Source organism: Ancylobacter moscoviensis (assembly GCF_007559435.1).
Classification (GTDB): domain Bacteria; phylum Pseudomonadota; class Alphaproteobacteria; order Rhizobiales; family Xanthobacteraceae; genus Ancylobacter; species Ancylobacter moscoviensis.
In genome coordinates this window covers 545283-561581 of record NZ_VMBP01000002.1, presented here as the reverse complement: position 1 = coordinate 561581, position 16299 = coordinate 545283, and the positions used below count along the sequence as shown (strand labels likewise).

The 16299-nt window shown below is 69.7% G+C and carries 11 protein-coding genes and 1 tRNA gene; 7 read left to right on the top strand and 5 right to left on the bottom strand.

Annotation, left to right across the window (positions count from 1 at the left end; all coding sequences use genetic code 11):
- The first annotated feature begins 66 nt into the window (after positions 1-66).
- Positions 67-1500 (top strand): MFS transporter, encoded by a 1434-nt coding sequence (locus FO470_RS08740; protein WP_144342550.1) that lies wholly within the window; start codon positions 67-69, stop codon positions 1498-1500.
- Here the strand turns inward: FO470_RS08740 and FO470_RS08735 are convergent.
- The 3 genes from FO470_RS08735 to FO470_RS08725 form a co-directional block, all read right to left on the bottom strand.
- Positions 1497-2228, bottom strand: a complete 732-nt coding sequence (locus FO470_RS08735) for an RlmE family RNA methyltransferase (protein ID WP_144342549.1) — start codon at positions 2226-2228, stop codon at positions 1497-1499. The genes FO470_RS08740 and FO470_RS08735 overlap by 4 nt on opposite strands.
- Positions 2225-3391, bottom strand: a complete 1167-nt coding sequence (locus FO470_RS08730) for a Ppx/GppA phosphatase family protein (RefSeq protein WP_144342548.1) — start codon at positions 3389-3391, stop codon at positions 2225-2227. The genes FO470_RS08735 and FO470_RS08730 overlap by 4 nt, the downstream gene beginning before the upstream one ends.
- Positions 3392-3570: 179 nt before the next feature.
- Positions 3571-4116: an invasion associated locus B family protein gene (locus FO470_RS08725; RefSeq protein WP_144342547.1), complete on the bottom strand. Its 546-nt coding sequence runs from the start codon at positions 4114-4116 to the stop codon at positions 3571-3573.
- A 410-nt stretch (positions 4117-4526) separates the two neighbouring features.
- On the opposite strand from FO470_RS08725, the gene FO470_RS08720 reads away from it, so the two are divergent.
- A tRNA-Gln gene (locus FO470_RS08720) sits at positions 4527-4600 on the top strand.
- 287 nt (positions 4601-4887) lie between these two features.
- Complete coding sequence (locus FO470_RS19665; RefSeq protein WP_246659524.1) at positions 4888-5235, top strand: hypothetical protein; 348 nt, start codon at positions 4888-4890, stop codon at positions 5233-5235.
- On the opposite strand, the gene pbpC is transcribed toward FO470_RS19665, so the two are convergent.
- Both pbpC and FO470_RS08705 read right to left on the bottom strand, forming a co-directional pair.
- The gene (gene pbpC / locus FO470_RS08710; RefSeq protein WP_246659523.1) at positions 5222-7342 is read right to left on the bottom strand and encodes a penicillin-binding protein 1C; all 2121 of its coding nucleotides are present in this window, start codon (positions 7340-7342) and stop codon (positions 5222-5224) included. The two genes, FO470_RS19665 and pbpC, sit on opposite strands and share 14 nt — an antisense overlap.
- A 10-nt stretch (positions 7343-7352) precedes the next feature.
- On the bottom strand, positions 7353-12695 hold the full coding sequence (locus tag FO470_RS08705) for an alpha-2-macroglobulin family protein (protein ID WP_144342546.1): 5343 nt from the start codon (positions 12693-12695) through the stop codon (positions 7353-7355).
- A 257-nt stretch (positions 12696-12952) separates the two neighbouring features.
- Between FO470_RS08705 and FO470_RS08700 the strand changes: the two genes are divergently transcribed.
- The 4 genes from FO470_RS08700 to FO470_RS08685 are packed head-to-tail and all read left to right on the top strand — an operon-like array spanning position 12953 to position 16275.
- Positions 12953-13234, top strand: a complete 282-nt coding sequence (locus tag FO470_RS08700; protein WP_013165771.1) for an acyl carrier protein — start codon at positions 12953-12955, stop codon at positions 13232-13234.
- Between the two features lie 35 nt (positions 13235-13269).
- Positions 13270-13779 carry a 3-hydroxyacyl-ACP dehydratase FabZ family protein gene (locus tag FO470_RS08695; RefSeq protein ID WP_144342545.1) on the top strand — a complete coding sequence of 170 codons (510 nt, stop codon included), beginning with the start codon at positions 13270-13272 and terminating at the stop codon, positions 13777-13779.
- Positions 13772-14956, top strand: coding sequence for a beta-ketoacyl-ACP synthase (locus tag FO470_RS08690; RefSeq protein ID WP_144342544.1), 1185 nt, complete (start codon positions 13772-13774; stop codon positions 14954-14956). The genes FO470_RS08695 and FO470_RS08690 overlap by 8 nt, the downstream gene beginning before the upstream one ends.
- A 38-nt stretch (positions 14957-14994) precedes the next feature.
- Positions 14995-16275, top strand: a complete 1281-nt coding sequence (locus FO470_RS08685; protein WP_144342543.1) for a beta-ketoacyl-ACP synthase — start codon at positions 14995-14997, stop codon at positions 16273-16275.
- Positions 16276-16299: the final 24 nt, after the last annotated feature.

Sequence of the window (16299 nt, the reverse complement as noted above, 5' to 3'; positions counted from 1 at the left end):
GGCGCATCGGCGTTATAGGCCGACCGTCATGTGAAATCGTCCCCTGCCGCCCCTACGGATGGATCCGTGCGCGCCGAACGCCTCGTCCCGCTTATCGTCGCCTGCGCGCTGTTCATGGAACAGCTCGATTCGACCGTCATCGCGACCTCGCTGCCGGCCATCGCCGCCGACCTGCAGGAGGACCCGATCTCGCTCAAGCTGGCGCTGACCTCCTATCTGCTCAGCCTCGCCGTGTTCATCCCGGCAAGCGGCTGGTTCGCCGACCGATTCGGCTCGCGGACCGTGTTCCGGGCCGCCATCGTCATCTTCACCGCCGGCTCCCTGCTCTGCGGGCTCGCGCATTCGCTGCCGGACTTCGTCGCCTTCCGCATCCTGCAGGGCATGGGCGGGGCGATGATGGTGCCGGTCGGGCGGCTGGTGATCCTGCGCACCGTGCCGAAGGAGGAGATCGTCTCGGCCCTCGCCTGGCTGACCATCCCGGCGCTGATGGGGCCGGTTCTCGGCCCGCCGCTCGGCGGCTTCATCACCACCTATTTCGACTGGCGCTACATCTTCTTCATCAACATCCCGATCGGCTTCATCGGGGTCGTGCTGGCGACGCGCTTCATTCCGGACATACGCGAGGAGGACGTGCCGCCGTTCGACATGCGCGGCATGGGGCTCTCGGGCATCGGGCTGTCCGGCCTCGTCTTCGGCTTCGCGCTGCTCGGCCAGCACGCGGTGGCGCCCTCCATCGCCCTAGCGGTCATCGCGGCCGGGGCCGTGGCGATGGCCTTCTATGTCCGCCATGCGCGGCATACGGAGCGGGCGATCCTCGATCTCGAGCTGCTCAAGATCCCGACCTTCTTCGCCGGCGTCATCGGCGCCTCGCTGTTCCGCATCGGCATCGGCGCCCTGCCCTTCCTGCTGCCGCTGATGCTGCAACTGGGATTCGGCCTGACTCCCTTCGCCTCGGGGATGATCACCTTCGCTTCCGCCGCCGGCGCGATGACGATGAAATTCACCGCGGCGCCGATCATCCGCACCTTCGGCTTCCGCCGCGTGCTGGTGGTGAACTGCGTGATCGCCTCCGGCTTCATCGCCATCGGCGCGCTGTTCCGGCCGGACATGCCCTATCTGGTGCTCGTGGGCGCGCTGCTGCTCGGCGGCTTCTTCCGCTCGCTGCAGTTCACCAGCACCAATGCGCTGTCCTATGCCGACGTGTCCAACGAGGCGATGAGCCGCGCCACCAGCTTCGCCAGCGTGGCGCAGCAGGTGTCGATCTCGACCGGCGTCGCCGTGGCCGCGCTGGTGCTCGACGGCATGCGCAGCTGGCGCGGCGACGGCACGCTGCATCTCGACGATTTCAGCGTCGCCTTCATCGTCGTGTCGCTGATCGCGGTGTGCTCGGTGTTCTTCTTCGTGCGCCTGCCCGCCGACGCCGGCGCAGAACTCGCGCAGCGGCGCACCAAGCCCGCGGCTCCGGCCGAGACGCCGAACGAAATGGGCAGCGCCGCCTAGGACTCGTCAGTCTCGGGCGCAGCCTCGCGCCGCCGCCCGCGGAAGCCGGTCGCCACCACATAGAGCTCGGCGGAATCGGCCCGGCTTGCCTGCGGCTTGATGTGGCGCACGGTGGCGAAGTCGCGCTTGAGATCGGCGAGCAGCGTGCTCTCCGTGCCGCCCTGAAACACCTTGGCGATGAAGGCGCCGCCCGGCGCCAGTACCTGCCGCGCGAAATCGATCGCCAGTTCCACGAGGCCGACGATGCGCAGATGGTCCGTCGCCCTGTGGCCGGTCGTGTTGGCCGCCATGTCGGACATGACGAGATCCGCCTCGCCGCCGAGCATCGCCATCAGCTTTTCCGGCGCGTCGTCCTTGAGGAAATCCATCTGCGCGAAATCGACACCCGCGATGGGGTCGATCTCGAGGAGGTCGATGGCGACGATCTTGCCGCGCCCGTCCTCGACCTTCACCTTCTGCGCGGCCACCTGGCTCCAGCCGCCCGGCGCGGCGCCGAGGTCCACCACCCGCAGGCCGGGCTTCAGGATCTTCGCCTTCTCGTCGATCTCGATGAGCTTGAAGGCCGCGCGCGAACGCCAGCCTTCGCGCTTGGCGCGCGCGACATAGGGATCGTTGAGCTGGCGCTGAAGCCATTTCTGCGAGGAGGAGCTGAGCGAGCGGGCTTTCTTGAGCCGGACCTTGAGCGGCCGGGCCTCACCCCCCTTGCGGGGCTGGGGCTTGTCGATCACGTCGGCGCTCCGGCCCTGTGACGCCAGACACCGTCGGCACGCATCAATTCCACCAGGATACCCTCACGCAAACCACGGTCCGCCACCCGCAACCGATCGCACGGGAAAGCGCGGCGCACCGCTTCGAGAATCGCACAGCCGGCCAGCACCAGATCGGCACGCTCCACGCCGATGCAGGGATTGGCCGCCCGTTCGGCGAACGGCATGGCGAGCAGCCGGTCGACCACGATTCGGACCTGCTCGGCGCCGAGCCATGTACCATCGACCTGCGAACGGTCGTAGCGCGGCAGGTCGAGATGGACGCCGGCGATGGTCGTCACCGTGCCCGAGGTGCCGAGCAGGTGCAGCCGGCCGCAATTATGCGGGCCCACCGCCTTCACGAAGCCCGCCAGATGTGGGCTGAACTCGTTGACCATGGCCTCGAAATCGTCGCGCGTCACCTTCACGCCGCCGTGGCGCTCCGCCACCGTCACGACGCCAAGCGGCACCGACACCCAGGCGCGGATCACCGCCGCCGGCGGTCCGCCGTCGCGCGTCTCCACCCGGTCGAGCCAGACGACCTCCGTCGAGCCGCCGCCGATGTCGAACAGCACCGCGCCGTCCGAAGAGGGATCGACCAGCGGCGTGCAGCCGGAGGCGGCCAGGCGCGCCTCCGTCTCACGGTCGACGATCTCCAGCGCCAGGCCGGTTTCGCGCTCCACCCGGCGGATGAAATCCTCGCCGTTCACGGCGGAGCGGCAGGCCTCGGTGGCGATCAGGCGGCTGTCGGCGATGTTGCGCGCGCCGATCTTGCTGGCGCAGACCTTGAGCGCATCGACCGCACGGTCCATCGCCGCGTCGCCGAGCTTTCCCGAACAGATGAGTCCCTCACCGAGGCGCACGATGCGCGAGAAAGCGTCCACGACCCGAAAGCTGTTGCCGGTCGGCCGCGCGATCAGCAGGCGGCAATTATTGGTGCCGAGATCGAGCGCGGCGTAGCAGGGATCGCTGCCGCGCGGACGCTGCTGGCCGGAACCGTCGGCCGCCGCCTCCTCCGGGCGCGTGCCACCGTTTCCGCGCCGGCCGCGCCAGTGGCGATGGCGCACGCGCGCATGCGGCCTATCCTCGCGGGCGGACCTTTCGGTCACCCGCTCGCCGGCCCAGATCCGGGTCTCGTCGACCATTGTAGATTCCTCGGCCGAAGCCGCCGCCCCGACCACCGAAAGCGGCGATCGGGATCGAATTGTTCAACATCTCACGTGAAATGTAACATTCGCGAGCGCGGGCGCAATCGGCTTCATGCCTGCCGCGCACCGAAGGCGGGGCTACCGTCGCGCCCCGCCCTGCCGAGGAACGGCCCGGATCAGCCCTTCAGGGCCGGCAGCGCCTTGTCGACGCCGTTGAGCGGCACCGTCACATTGATCGCCTGACCGTTGGCCAGGGTGAAGCTCACCACCGCTTCCTTCGCGCCGGCCAGCTCTTTGGACAGTCCATCCTCGAAGGGGGCGATCGCCTCGCAGCCCTGCTGCGAGCAGGAGGCGTAATCAAGCTTGCGGGGCTTGCCGCCGCCAAGCGCGACCTGCACGCCGTCCTTCAGCCGCACGCCGAGCGGCGTGCGGATGACGTGGGTCGGCTCACCCGCGGGATTGCGGCCGACCTGCCAGACCAGCACGATGTTGTTGGACTTGCTGTCCTTGATCTGCATGCTCGCCGAGCAGGTCTTCTTGCTGCCCTTTTCGAGCCGGTCGCGGCAGGTGACGACCCAGTTGTCGTAGACGACCGTTTCGGTGCGGACCGGGGCGGTGCTCCCCGCCTGCCCGGCCGGCGCCGTCTGCGCGCCCGCCCCGCCGACGATCATGAAGGGCGTGAGCAGCGCGAGCGGCGCGGCAAGCTTGATGGCAAGGGACATTTTCTACCTCCGGCGAATCCCAGAATGACGCGCGCCAGCCGCGGCGCGCAGACGGGATCGACGGCAGCGCCGGGCAATCCCCGGCAGATACAGCCCCACCCGCGCGAGAAAGACAATCGCCGGAAGGCGGCATGGCCCCATCATTCCACGGCAAGCAGCGCGCACGGAGCCGTTATTGACGCCGCCTTACGGAAAAGTCGCCCGATTGTCAGATAATGACGGCAAGCAGAGCTCCCCAAAGCCCGACAGGGCGGGAAAGGGCCTTGCGGCGGAATATCCACATGAGCGGGACCGGGGGGTAGACCGCGCCCGAATGAGACGCTATATCCCCCGCGTTCGCCGCCGGGTCTGCAACCCGGCCGCCGGCCGCCGAACCGAGCCGCATGCGCTCGCGTTACCAAGGTGTCTGGTGGGGGATAGTTTAACGGTAGAACTGCGGACTCTGACTCCGTTAGTCCAGGTTCGAATCCTGGTCCCCCAGCCATCTCGAAAATCCACGCGATCCGAACCGACCGACGCTCGGAACATCGGACGGATTTCCCTTCCCGCCTGCACCTCGCCGCGAGACAAAGGCGCCCATCGCGCCAGGTTTCCGGGAACCCCGTCGGTATTGTCGGGTGGCCGGTGCCCCGCATCTCCATGTGCCCGGAAGAGATGTCGCCAGCACCCATATCAGCGCATAGCTCATCCACAACCAATCCTTGCAGACCCCAACGTCACCTTGTCTGTTAATGGTCTTATAACACTTATCAACGCCCATTCTGCCTTCTTATGGTGCAGAATGCGGCCCTGCATCAGATCGAGCCCGCCTCGATCCATGCGCTGATGTCAGTGCTGTCATGCAGCATTCAGCCTTTTGCAGTGCGAAAGAGTCTCTATATTCCTGGCATACAGAATACCCTGGAGGCTCAAATGAGCACTGTTACTCTTAGCCGTCATACCTCGCCGGACTTCTTCTCGCGCGTTGTCGAAGGCGTTGCCGCTTTCTTCGAAGCCGTTGGCGAAGGCCGTCGCATCGCCCAGCGCTATGAGGCCCTGTCCCGCCTGTCGGACGCGGCTCTCGCCACGCGCGGCCTGACCCGTCAGGACATTGCCCGCGTCGCCGTCAACGGCCGCTGAGCTGCCCTGCCGGCGTGCCCGCAACGCCTGCCGGCTCGCGAATACGCAAGGTGATGCTGTCGGACGCTCCCGCGGCATCCATGACCGTCAGGCGAACGAACCCCGTGCCCGCCGGCTGCCAGAAGAACGCGGCAGCGCTGGCGGGCGTGCCGGACGGAACACCGTCGACGAAGACCGTGAGCCGGCCCGTGCCGCCGCTCACCTTGAGCGCTAGCGGCTCATCCGCGTCGCGCTCCACGCTCGCCCCATCGGGCGGAAAAGCGATCCGAGGCCCGTCTGCCATCCCGACCTGACCTGCCATCCGGCCGAAACGCCGGAGCGGTGGGGGCAGGTCGATGTTGCGCGTGTTCAGCGCCTCACGCGGTGCCGGGCCGAAGGGCGCCGGCCGCGTCACCAGCCGCGCGAACGCCTCGAACAGGATCGGCGCCGCCGCCTCGCGGCCGATCATCCCCGGAACCGGCTGGCCGTCCGGGCGCCCCACCCACACCGCGATCGTGCGTCGCCCGTCGAAGCCCACTGCCCAGGCGTCGCGATAGCCGAAGGACGTGCCCGTCTTGAAGGCGATGCGCCCGGCCCGCTCGTTACGCGGCGCCGGCGTGCCGACCAGCGCCTGCGCCAGATACCAGGCCGCGACCGGGCTCATCAGACGCCGCGCCTCCTCTCCATCCGTCACCGCGCTGTCCACCCGCTCGCGCAGGCGATGCGCCTCGCCGCCATTGGCGATGCCGGCGTAAAGCCCCGCCAGCGCGTCGAGGCTGATTCCCACGCCCCCCAGCCCCACCGCCAGCCCCGGTATCTCGCCGGGCGGCAGCTTCAGCGCGAAGCCGGCCTGCCCGAGACGGCTGGCGAGCCGCTGCGGGCCGACCGCCTGCAGCAGCACCACCGCCGGCACGTTCAGCGACAATTGCAGCGCCTGCTTGACCGAGACCGTGCCCTGATAATCGCGGTCGAAATTGCGCGGACGGTAGGCGCCGAAGCGCGCCGGCCGGTCCTCGATCAGCGTCTCGGGATGGGCGATGCCGTCCTCGAAGGCGAGGCCGTAGATGAAAGGCTTCAGCGTCGAACCGGGAGAGCGCACGGCGCGCGTCAGGTCCACCGCCCCGGCCCGGCTCGCGTCGAGCGGATCGGCGCCGCTCACCCGCGCGAGAACATCGCCGGTGGCGTTGTCGACCATCACCATGGCCAGCGAGACGCCCGCGCCAAGCTCGCGCACCCGCTCGGCGGCCAGTTCTTCCAGCCGCATCTGCGCCGATGCCTCGATGGCAAGACGGTGCACCGGTACCGACGGCCGCTCGCGCCGTGCCGCCTCGGCCGCGTGGGCGGCGAGCATCGGCATGGCGAGCCGACGCGCGGGAACCGGCGCGCGCGCCGCGAACTCAGCTTCCGGCGTATCGAAGAGGCCCGTCGCGCCGAGCCGGGCCAGAACCGCCTCGCGCGCCCGGCCGGCGCGCTCGGGTTGGCGGTCCGGCCGGCGCGATTCCGGCGCCTGCGGCAGGGCCACCAGCAGCGCCGCCTCGGCCAGCGTCAGGCGGCGAGGCTCCTTGCCGAAATAGGCGACGCTCGCCGCGCGCGCGCCCTCGATATTGCCGCCATAGGGCGCCAGCGTGAGGTAGAGCCCGAGGATCTCGCGCTTGGTCAGCCGCGCCTCCAGCTGGATCGCCCGGCGCATCTCGCGCAGCTTCGCGCCGAGCTTGGCGGCGAGGCCACGGCCCTCGCGCGGCTCCAGCAGGCGGGCGACCTGCATGGTCAGCGTTGAGCCGCCCGAGACGATGCGCCCATGCAGCGCCATCTGCCCGGCGGCACGCAGGAGCGCCACCGGATCGACGCCGCCGTGCTGCCAGAACCGCTTGTCCTCATAGGCGACCAGCATGTCGAGAAAGCGCCGGTCGACCTCGCCGGCCTGCGCCTTCAGCCGCCAGCGCCCGTCCGCAAGCGCGAAGGGGCGCAGCAGCCGTCCCTCGCGATCCAGCACCTCGACCGACAGCGCCGGCTCCGGCGGCGGGGGAGCGGCCGCGCGCGCGCCGACGAGCCAGGCATAGCCCCCGCCCGCCACCAGCATGGCGCCGAGAAGCGCAATCCCGCCACTCCGCGCCAGCGTGCGTCTCATCGCCCGCCCCTCACCTCGCCGGACCCGTCACTTCGGTGCGCCCCGCCTCGGTGCGGGCGAAGCGGCCCGGCCGGTACATGTCCTCGACCATCGCCGGAGGGTGCGCGTAGCTGCCGGGCGAGACCGCGCGCACGATATAGGCGACGCGTAGCAGTTCCGGCTCCTCCGAGCCCTGCGTGCGGTCGAAGGCGGCGGCGAAGAAGGCGTCGCGGAACTCGGCGTGCGCTGGCTGCGTCGTGTCGCCGAGCCAGGCCAGCGCGCCCGTATCCGCGCCGACGGCGAGATTCGGGTTGTCGATCTCGAAGCCGGCCGGAAGATGATCGACCAGCAGCACATGGCTCGGCCCGGCATCGTCCTCCTGCGCCTCCAGCACCACGACGAGGCGCTGATTCTGCGCCACCTTGGCCGGGTCGGCCGGCGTCCCGTCGAGCGTGTAGTAGCTGCGCGTGAGCGCGAAGCCCTCGGCCGAGGCCGGCTCCGGCGTGCTGGGCGGCCCGTCGATGGACACCGCCACGTCGAGCGGCGCCGTGCCGCGATTGGTCAGCACGACGGGCGTTGCCAGCTCATCCGGCGTGAGCGCGCGCTCATAGATGCCCGAATGCGCCACGCCATCGACATCGACCGCGATCCCCCGCCCCTCGCGCGCCGCACGGGCGGCGAGCAGTAGCCATGCATCCTCCTGCGTCGAGGTCGGACCGGCATCGACGAAGGCGGCCGCGACCCGCGTCCGGGCGGTGCGCGCGGTGCCGGTGAACCCGGCTTCCGAGGCGAGCGTCGCCACGCCCGCCGCATCGCGCAGGATGGAGCCGAAGTCCGGCCGCCCGGTCGCGACCGTTTCCGGCGCGTCGGGCAGCAGTTCCAGCGCGGCACCGAACACCCGCTCGGCCCGCCCCTTGTCGCCCAGCATGGCGAGCGCGGCGGCAAGCTGGCCGCGCGCCATCGGGCTCTTCACCTCGTCGAGCTTGGCGTCGGCGACATAGCGCAGGTCGCCGAGCGGCGCCCGGCCATTGCGCGCCAGCACATAGATCGCGTAGGCGGTGCCGTCGTCGGTAGCGCCGTCGGTCGCATAGGAAAGCGTGTTGCGCAGCCAGTCGAGCGCCATGGAGAAGGGCTGCTCCGGCACCTCGTAACCGCGCTCGCGGGCGCGGGTGAGGAAGTCCGTCACATAGGCGTCGAGCCAGACATCGTTGCCGCCCGCCTCCCACAGGCCGAAGGAGCCGTCCGAACCCTGCCGCGCGACGAGCCGCGCGATGGCGTTCTTCACCGTCTCGGCCGGTTCCTGCGTCAGCCGGAAGCGCGAGGGCGTGCCGAAGTCGCTGAGGTAGAGCAGCGGCATGGCCCGGCTGGTGAGTTGCTCGGAGCAGGCGAAGGGATAGCGGTCGAGCGCGCCGAACAGCGCCGGCACGTCGAGCGCCGGATCCGGCCCGGCATAGACGGTCACGCCGCCCCGACCCGGCACGAGATCGGCCACGAGATCGCGGCTGAGCGACAGGCTGGCGCCGGGCTCCAGCGTCTGCACGCTGCGGCGGGAGATCGCCGGATAGGCCGGCCGCACATTCAGCCGGTAGTCGCGTACGATGCTGAAGCCTCCCGGACCGGAGATCCGGACGGAAACCTTGGCCTCGCCGATGCCCTTGCCGTCGAGCTGCACGCCGAAGGCCTGCCGCCCGTCCTTGGCGAGCGGCACGGTCTTCGGCGCCGAGGCGATGGAGACTGGACCTTCCGTCACCAGATCAAGCGCATAGTCGCCTGCCTCGCCGTCCACATTGGTGATGGCGAGGTTGAGCGTCGAACGGTCGCCGGACGCGAGGAAGCGCGGCAGGGTGGCGGTGATCACCACCGGATCGCGAATGGTGACATCGGCCTGCGCATGCCCCACCGCCGCACCGGACCAGGCCACCGCCATCAGCCGGCCCGTACCGTCGAAGGGCGGTATGGTGAAGTCGATGCTTCCCCGTCCCGCGCCGTCGAGCTTCACGATGCCGGAGAACAGGGCGAGCGGCGGCTGGGTGGGCGGTTCGGCCTGCAGGCCGCCCTCCATGGCATCGCCACCGGACCGCAGGCGGCCACGGCTGCCCAGCATGCCGTCGATGAGCTGGCCGTAGAAATCGCGCACCTGCGTGCCGAGCGCGCGCTGGCCGAGATAGAAGCCGTCCGGGTCCGGCGTCTTGAAGCCGGTGAGGTTGAGAATCCCGACATCGACGAGGGCGAGCGTCACATAGGCTTCACCCTGCCCGCCGCCGGACACCTGGACCGGCACGGAGACCGTGGTTTCCGGCCGTACCAGCGCCGGCGCTTCCAGCTTCACGTCGAGCACGCGCTGGGCCCGGTCGACGCCGAACCAGGCAAGGCCGATGGCGCGCCCCGGATTGCGGCCGCCGGCCACGTCCAGAGGCCGGTGCAGGAAGGCGAGCGCGTAGGCACCCGGCGCCCAGCCGGATTTCACGTCGAACTCCACCGAGCTGTCGCCGGCCGGCACGTCGAGCGTCTTCGACGCCAGCACGCCGTCGCCGACAATGAGCACGGTGGCGGAGCCGGCATGGCGGCTGGTGAGGTTTACCTTCAGCGCTTCGCCGTCCGCGTATTGCGCCTTGTCGAGGCCGACCTCCAGCCGATCCGGCGCGTCGGCGGTCGCGCCGCCGCCCCAGCCGGCCTCGAAGGGCACGGCGGTGGCGAGCTTGCCGTCGCTCACCTCCAGCCGGTAACGCCCCCAGTTGACCGGCACCTCCAGCCGTGCCGGAGCGCCCTCGCCGAGTTCCAACGTGCCGTCCGCCACCTTGGCGATCGATTCGACCGGCTCGAAATCCCAGTTGCCGTCGAGCCGGTACCACTGGTAGCGCGTCTCGATACGGTAGAGCGCCCATTGCGCGCCCCTGAGCGCGACGGGCTTGCCGGCGGCATCGAACGCCTGCACCTCGAAGCCGGCATTGGAGCCCTCCCCCGGACCCGCGCCGTCGAAGAGCGGCTTCACGCCGATGCCGTTGCCGGCCGCGCGCACCGGCAGCACCAGCGAGCGGCGCACGGCGCGCCCGCCGCCCTCGTTCAGGGAGACGAAGATTTCCGCCTCCAGAGGCCGTGCCGTCGACGGCAGCGCCGGCAGCGCCACGGAAAGGCTCGCCTTGCCCTGCGCATTGGTGGACGGCGCGTCGGCGAGCGGCTGCCGCACGGGGGTAAAGCCGTCATCCGGGCGGCCGAAGCGCCAGCCGGCCAGATTCGGGCGGGCATCGGCGACACGCACCTCGATCTCGCCCTCGATTTCGAGGCCGGCGGCGGGCGGACCGAACAGCCAGCGCCCATCCGCCGCCACGCTCACCGGTGCGGCAGCGGCGATGTCGGTGGCGGTGGTGGAAAGGTCCAGCGCCAGACGCTCCGGCACGTAGTCTTCCAGCAGGAAGGTGGTGGAGCCGACCGGCGCGCCGCGCGGGTCGACATAAGCCTCGACGCGCCAGGTGCCGGTCATGGCGTCGCCCATCAGGGCATAGGACACGCTGCGCCCGCCCGCGCCCCCGTCCTCCGCCAGCACGCGGCGCTCCTCCACGCCGTCGGGACGCTTGAAGACGAGGGTCAGCGGCACGCCGGGCGCCGCCTTCACCTGCGGATCGCGCAGCAGGGCGGTGACGTGCACCTCCTCGCCGGAACGGTAGACACCGCGCTCGGTGGTGACGAAGGCATCCATCTTCTCGGGCGCGGCGCGTCCGCCGACCCCGCGATCGGTGAGGTCGAAGGCCTGATCTTCCAGCGACAGGAAGGCATAGTCGCCCTCCTTCGCCTGCGCCACGACGACGGCCGGCGCGAAGCCGTCCTTGCCGCGCACGAGCCCGGCGTCGAAGGCCGCAGCGCCCGAAGCATCCGTACGGGCCGTCGCCAGCAACTCGTTGGACTTGGCGAGCAGGCGGAGCTCCACGCCCTCCAGCGGCTGCGCCGTGCCGAGCGCGCGCACCAGCACGGTCAGCCCGTTGCTGCCCGACAGGGCGGTGAGGCCGAGGTCGGAGACCACGAACCACTGCGTCGAGCGGGTGCCCCACTCGTCGTTCGGGTTGGCCGCCTCGCCGCCCGGGCGCGCCGCCAGCACATAGACGCCGGGCGCCAGCGTGCCGACCGCCTCGTCCACGGGGAAGGAGGTGGTGACGTCCTCGTTCAGCGGCGACGCCGTCTCCAACTCGCCGGAGAAGACCAGCTCGGCCCGGCTGTCCTTGAGCTGCTGGAGATCGTAGCCGCCGAGATCGCGGCGGAAGCTGCCGTCCAGGGCGGTGGGAATCAGGCTGCGGTCGCCGATGCGATAAAGCTCCACCCCAACGCGCGAGGTGTTGACGCTCACCACCGGAATGCCCCGCGGGCCGGTGCGCGGCAGCACATAGTTGCGGCCGGTGAAGCGCACGCCCGGCTTGCGGTCGCGTACATAGATGGTGAGGTCGGCGCTCTCGCGCAGCGGCTCGGCCGCGATGGAGGACGGCAGGCCCTGCCGCAGCTTCACGTCATAGCTGTCGCCGTGCTTCAGCCCCTCGACGCAGAGCTGGCTCTCCTCCGCCGTCACCGCCGGCTTGTCGATCGGCCCGTTCGGCCCGCTCAGGGTCACGAAGGCGGAATAATCCTTGCCGCCGGTCGCCAGCGGCTCGGAGAACTGAACGCAGATGCGCGGGCTGGAGGCATCCGAATCGACGCTGTAGTCGAGGATGCGGAAGCCGCGCTCCTCACGCAGCTTTTCGTAGAAGGCGCGCTGGTCGGGCACGTTGGCATAGGTGAGGCCGGCGCTGAGCGTGTCGAGCGCGGCGCGCCAGAGCGAGCGCTGATTATAGAGGTGGCCGATGGCAAACAGCGCTTCGGCCTGCTGCACCCGCGTCGTCGCCGCGCGATAGGCGAGGAAGGCGGCGGCCTGTGCACGCTCGAGGAAGGTATCGGCGCTCTCGTCATCGTTCGGCTTGATGCGGGTGAGCGCGCGCGAGAAGCGCATCCAGGCGGCGGAATCGGCCGGCGATGCCTGCGCCAGCCGTCCATAGATCTCGGCGGCGCTGCGCGCGTCCCCGCTCCCCAGCGCCGCATCGGCGTCCTTGCGCATCTGCGCCGCCGGCTTGGGCAGCGGTCCGCGCTCGCGCTGGAGCAGCGCCTGCAACCGCCGGGCGGCCTCGATGAGATCCTGCCGCGAATAGGTTCTGGGCAATGCGTCCTGCACTGGGGTGGCCTGCGCCGCCGGCTTTGCCGGCTGCGGCGCGGTCGCGGCGGCGGGCGGCTTCGGCGGCTTGGGAACCGCGGGCGGCGTGTTCTGGGCGAGGCCCGGCCCCACCAGCGCCATTGCCAATAGCGGCGCGGCCACTCCGCGCCCGAGCCACGAAAAGGCCGAAGACAACGCGACCATGGCACCCACCCCGAAACCCGCTATTCCACCAGTGGCGGAACGATAAGCCTGAATCGGCCTCCGTGCCATGACAACGCTCAAGCGGGACGATCGGCATGGATGTCACACAGCCGAGGATTGCCGCGCCGCCGCCATTGAATAGCCGTTCGCCCTTAGGTATACGGGCCGTCATCCGTTTGGGGGCCTGTCGTCGCGGGAGCGGCGGGAGAACCAATGCAACCGTGGCCGGACGCGGCCGCCGAGACTAGAGGCATTTCATGTCGACCACGTTCGAGACCGTTGCCAACATCATTGCCGAGACGTGCGACATCCCGCGCGAGAACATCACGCCCGAGAGCCACGCGATCGACGATCTCGGCATCGACAGCCTGGACTTCCTCGACATCGCCTTCGCCATCGACAAGGCTTTCGGCATCAAGCTGCCGCTTGAGCAGTGGACGCAGGAAGTCAACGAGGGCAAGGCGACGACCGAGCAGTATTTCGTGCTCAAGAATCTCTGCGCCCGCATCGATGAGCTGATCGCGGCGAAGACCGCCTGATCGGGCGGTTCGGCAGGGTTTAAGCGGGACGGGTGATGCGGCTCGAATATTTCCAGATGATCGACAAGGTGATCGAGCTCGACCTCGACGCTCGCACCTTGAGGACAGCCAACACCGTCCCGACCGAAAGCCCGATCTTCGAAGGCCACTTCCCGGGGCACCCGCTGCTGCCCGGCGTGCTGCTGTTCGAGATCATGGCGCAGAGCTGCGGCATGCTGCTTCTGCGCCTCCACAACTATGACCGCATGGCGTTCCTCGCCTCGGTCGACAAGGGCAAGCTGCGCACCTTCGTGACACCGGGGCAGGTCATCGAGGTGTTCGCACGCATGGAGCACGACGGCTCGGGCTTTGCCCGGCTGAAGGCCGAAGGGCGCGTCGAGGGCAAGCTCGTCTGCAACGCCGACATCACCCTCAAGACCATGCCGTTCCCTGCCCCGGAACTCCGCGGCTACCTGCTCTCGACTGCCGAGCGCATCTGCATGCCGATGGGAGACGGGCCCACGCCCGACGGGACCGAGCGGCCAGGAAAGCTTACGCATGTCTAATCGTCGCGACGTCTGGATCACCGGCATCGGGCTCGTTTCCTCGCTCGGTGAAGGTCTGGAAGCCCATTGGCAGGCCCTTGCCGGCGGTACGGGCCCCGTGGTCGACGAGAACAGCTTCGTTCCCTACGTCGTGCATCCGCTGGCCAAGGTCGATTTCGACCAGCAGATCCCGAAGCGGGGCGACCAGCGGCAGATGGAGCCCTGGCAGCGCATCGGCACCTATGCGGCCGGCCTCGCGCTGGATTCGGCGGGCCTGAAGGGCAACAAGGAAATCCTCGGCGCCACCGACATGGTGGTCGCGGCGGGCGGCGGCGAACGCGACCAATCGGTCGACGGCGCCATTCTCACCGAGATCGAGAAGCAGGCGAATCCCGACGTCTTCCTGAACGAGCAGCTCCAGTCGAACCTGCGCCCGACGCTGTTCCTGGCCCAGCTCTCCAACCTGCTGGCCGGCAATATCTCCATCGTCCACGGCGTCACCGGTTCCTCGCGTACCTTCATGGGCGAGGAAAGCTCCGGCACCGACGCGGTGCGCATCGGCTGGTCGCGCATCGCGGCCGGCACCAGCGAGATCGCGCTGGTGGGCGGCGCCTATAACGCCGAGCGGCGCGACATGCTGCTGCTCTTCGCGCTCAAGCGCCTCGCCATGCACGCCCCCTGGGCGCCGGTGCTGGCGGACCCCAAGGGCATCGCCACCGGCTCGGCCGGCGCCTTCCTGGTGCTGGAATCGCCGGAACACGCCACGGCGCGCGGCGCCAGGCCCATCGCCAAGCTTTCCGGCGTGTGGTCGGAACGCGCCCGCCGCAGCGAGGCCGGCGCCGTCGAGGCGACGCTGGAAGAGATGCTGAAGACCGCGGAAGCCGGAATCACCGATGACACCGCCATCTTCTCCGCCGCCACCGGCGCGCCCGAGCCGACGAAGGCGGAAGCCGCCGTGCTCGCCCGTTCCGGCCTGCCGGTGCGCTCGGTGACCGACCGCGTCGGCCACGGACTGGAAGCCCAGATGCCGGTGGCGCTGGCGCTTGCGGCGCTCTCCGTCTCCGAAGGACGGCTCTTCGCCCCGCTGGCCGGCGAGCCGCTGGAAAAGCCTTTCGACGGCACCATATCCCGTGCCATCGTCACCGCAGTGGGGCATTGGCGTGGAGAAGGCGTCGCGCTCGTCGAGCGCGCCGACTGACCCACCACGCGGAAGCATACGCTTCCGAGGAGCAGACTATGGCTTCCTATACCGACAAGGCCGGCCGGCCGATCGTCGTCGTCACCGGCATGGGCATGGTGACCTCGCTCGGCCAGGGCAAGGCGGACAACTGGGCGAAGCTGACTGCCGGCACCTCCGGCATCCACCGCATCACCCGCTTCCCGATCGACACGCTGCGCACCACCATCGCCGGCACGGTCGACTTCCTGCCGGAGAGCGGGCGCACCGCGCCGGACCTCTCCGAGGAACTGGCGCAGCTGGCGGCGGAGGAGGCGGTCGCCGAATCCGGCATCGGCTCCAAGGGCAACTTCCCCGGCCCGCTTTTCTGCGCCGTCCCGCCGATCGAGCTGGAATGGCCGCAGCGCCGCATCCTCGCGCAGGAAGCCGCGCCGAACGGTCCGGTGTCCTATGACGACCTGCTGCGTGCCGCCGAGGCCAATGGCCACGATGCCTGGCACGAGCGGTTCCTCTACGGCTCCATCGCTGACCATCTGGCCGACCGATTCGGCACGCGTGGCCAGCCGATCTCGCTGTCCACCGCCTGCGCCTCGGGCAACACCTCGATCCAGCTCGGCGTCGAGGCGATCCGCCGCGGCGACTGCGACGCGGCCCTCTCCATCGCCACAGACGGCTCGGTGACGGCGGAGGCGCTGATCCGCTTCTCGCTGCTCTCGGCGCTCTCCACCAACAACGAGGTTCCCGAGGCGGCCTCGCGTCCCTTCGCCAAGAACCGCGACGGCTTCATCATCGCCGAAGGCGCCGGCGCGCTGGTGCTGGAAAGCCTCGAGCACGCCACGGCGCGCGGGGCGAAGATCCTCGGCGTGGTCGAGGGTGTCGGCGAAATGGCCGACAGCTTCCACCGCACCCGCTCCTCGCCGGACGCCAAGCCGGTGATCGGCTGCATGCGGCAGGCGCTGGCCGATGCCGGCGTGAGCCCGGACGACATCGATTACATCAACGCCCACGGTACCTCGACGCCGGAGAACGACCGTATGGAGTTCACCGGCATGAGCGCCGTGTTCGGCGAGCGGCTGGCCGGAATCCCGATCTCCTCCAACAAGTCGATGATCGGCCACACGCTGACCGCCGCCGGTGCCATCGAGGCGGTGATCTCGCTGCTGACCATCGCCAAGGGCCGCATCCCGCCGACCATCAATTACGAGCTGCCGGACCCCGCCATTCCGCTCGACGTGGTGCCCAACGTGGCCCGCGATGCGCAGGTGAAGCGCGTGATGTCGAACTCCTTCGGCTTCGGCGGGCAGAATGTCTGCCTGATCCTGACCGGCGAGCCTGCGTGACGCCCGGCTGACAGCTCCGAAATC